The organism is Streptosporangium sp. G12 (genome assembly GCF_052983175.1).
Window position 1 is genome coordinate 1 of the sequence record NZ_JBRIQO010000075.1, and the last position, 2297, is coordinate 2297.

Here is a 2297-nt window from a genome sequence, read left to right on the forward strand (position 1 = left end):
CGCGTTCACGGGCAGCGCGGCGAGCATGCCGGCCAGCAGAGCGGCGCACGCGAGAGAAATCGTCAAGCGCATCGTTGGTCTCCAGGATTCCCGGGTCGTCGGATGACAAGTGGAGGGGGGACCGCTGCAGATCGACCTTTCCGGCACCTCGGCCGGCTCCGGCGACGGACACGGCGAGAGAAGCCGCCGCCGTCGCGGGTTCTGGCGGCCGATGTGGTCTCGCCGTTCCGGTCAAGGACGTCTTTCGGGAGCGCCGGGCAGGCGGGCGGGGACAGCGCCCGCCTGCCCGGGAGCTCTAGCGGCGGGTGATGTCGGATTCGGAGTACAGGCAGTGCGTGCCGTCGGGGCCTTCACCGATCTTGCTGGGCTCGCTGCCCTTCGGTACGCCCTTGTAGCGCTCGCAGATGGTGGTGCTGCCGTAGACGGTGATCCGGCTGAAGCGCGCGGTGTCGCCCCAGTTGGAGTTGATCCCGGCCAGCACCTTGGTGGAGCGGGCGGTGACGCCGTCCAGCACGACGTGGCGCTGGTAGGAGGTGGAGCAGTTGCCACAGGCCCGGTACAGCTTGCCGGCGTTGTGCACCTGGAAGTTGCGGATGGTCAGCTTGCCGGCTCCGTTGTGCTGGAAGACCTTGTCGGAGGCCGACTTGGCGCCTCCGCCGTCCACCAGGTAGGTGGCCGAGGAGCTGGAGCTGCGGAAGGTGGCGGCGTCCTCGCCGACGTCGTTCCACCAGACGTTGCGGATGGTGCACGAGCCCTCGCAGTGGATGCCGTCGCCGGCCGGGGCGTCGAGGATGACGTTCTGGATGGTGCCGCCGTTGGCCACGACGAACATCGGGTCCTGGCTCTCGCCCTGGCCGCCGTCGCCGATGCCGTAGTAGCGCTTCATGCCGCCGTCGAAGAACGTGCCGGCGTTGCGGGTGGTGGTCTGGTGGACGCTGCCGGTGTCCGAGGGCCACGGACCGCTGCCGTCACCTCCGCCGGAGGTGGGCGTCACGGTGGGGGTGGGGGTGGGGTCCGGGTCGGGCGTGCCGCCCCCGCCGGCGGGCCGCAGCGTCCACTGCTTGGTGGCCGCCGAGTCGCAGGAGTTCTGCTGCAGCAGGGCGCCGGAGGAGGTGGAGTTGTCCTTGACGTTGAGGCACTTGCCGCCGTTGCCGTTGACCACCCGGTAGTTGGACCCCGAGGCGGTGAGCTGCCAGGTCTGCGAGGCGGCCGAGGTGCAGGACTCCTGCTGGACCGCCTTGCCGGCGCTGGTGGAGGCGTCCCGCACCCCGAGGCACTTGCCGCTGTGCGCCGCCTTGATCTGGTAGCCGCCTCCTGAGGAGGTGAGCGTGAAGACCTGTCCGGCGGCATCGGCGCAGGTGTTCTGGGCCAGCTGGACGCCGTCGCCGGTGCTCTGCCCGGGTACGGTGGCGCACAGACCGCTGCCGGCGTTGGCCAGCGTGTAGTTGCCGTTGGAGGGGGCCGCCGAGGCGGGCGTGTTGAACGTGACCACCAGCCCGCCGGTGGTGATGAGGCCGGCGGTCAGGATGACCGCCAGCCTCCTACCGAAATGTTCTTCTCTACGCACGTTCAGCTCCATTTCTGCGATCTGTATGGGTTCAGGGCATGGCAAAGCAGAGGTCGCGCGCCTCGGGGGTCGTCCCCGGCTGGAGTCGTGGTGCGATCCGCGCCCGTGCCGCGCGGACGGGCGCGGCACGGGCGCCTTCCAGCCCTTCGATCCCTCAGGTCTGCCGGGAGGCCGCCTGCTCCGCTGCCTCGATGCATGCCGTTGCCGGTCGCACCACCTCGACACAGCAGTCACGCGGGCCACTCAGAGACCACATCTGTGAACAACCGATTGCAGACACAGTCGCGTTACATGGAGGAAACGTCAATACATTCCGGTAAAACTGCAAACGGAGTCGGATATTCCTCCTGGTCACGCTCCGATTTCTGCAACAATCGTTTGCAAAAACACAGGCCAGAGGCTCGCGTGGTCACACCACCCGGTTCACGCCCACCACGTCCTCCTGAAACTTTCACGACCGCCCGGCCGCCCGGCCGCCCTGCGTGACGATGGCGCGCCCCCCTTTTCGCCACCGCGACCTCGGCCGACCTGCCGCCCGCCGGCGAGGCCGAGGCGCCGCGGGTGGTCTCGTTCGCATCCGGGCCTTCCCAGGTGCGCCGGTGAGTGCTTAGCTTCGCTCGATCCTGGAAAGCGCTTACCAACCCTGTGGAGACGAAGGATGCGCCTCAGAACCGTCATCGCATGCGCCGGCCTGTTCGCCGGCGTACTCGTCGGACTGACCCAATCCGCC

Annotated in this window: 1 protein-coding gene; it reads right to left on the reverse strand. The window is 68.6% G+C overall.

The genetic code is table 11. The annotated features are described in order from the left end of the window. Window positions 1–295: 295 nt before the first annotated feature. On the reverse strand, window positions 296–1567 hold the full coding sequence (locus tag ACVCAG_RS45595) for a pectate lyase (RefSeq protein WP_447191661.1): 1272 nt from the start codon (window positions 1565–1567) through the stop codon (window positions 296–298). Window positions 1568–2297: the final 730 nt, after the last annotated feature.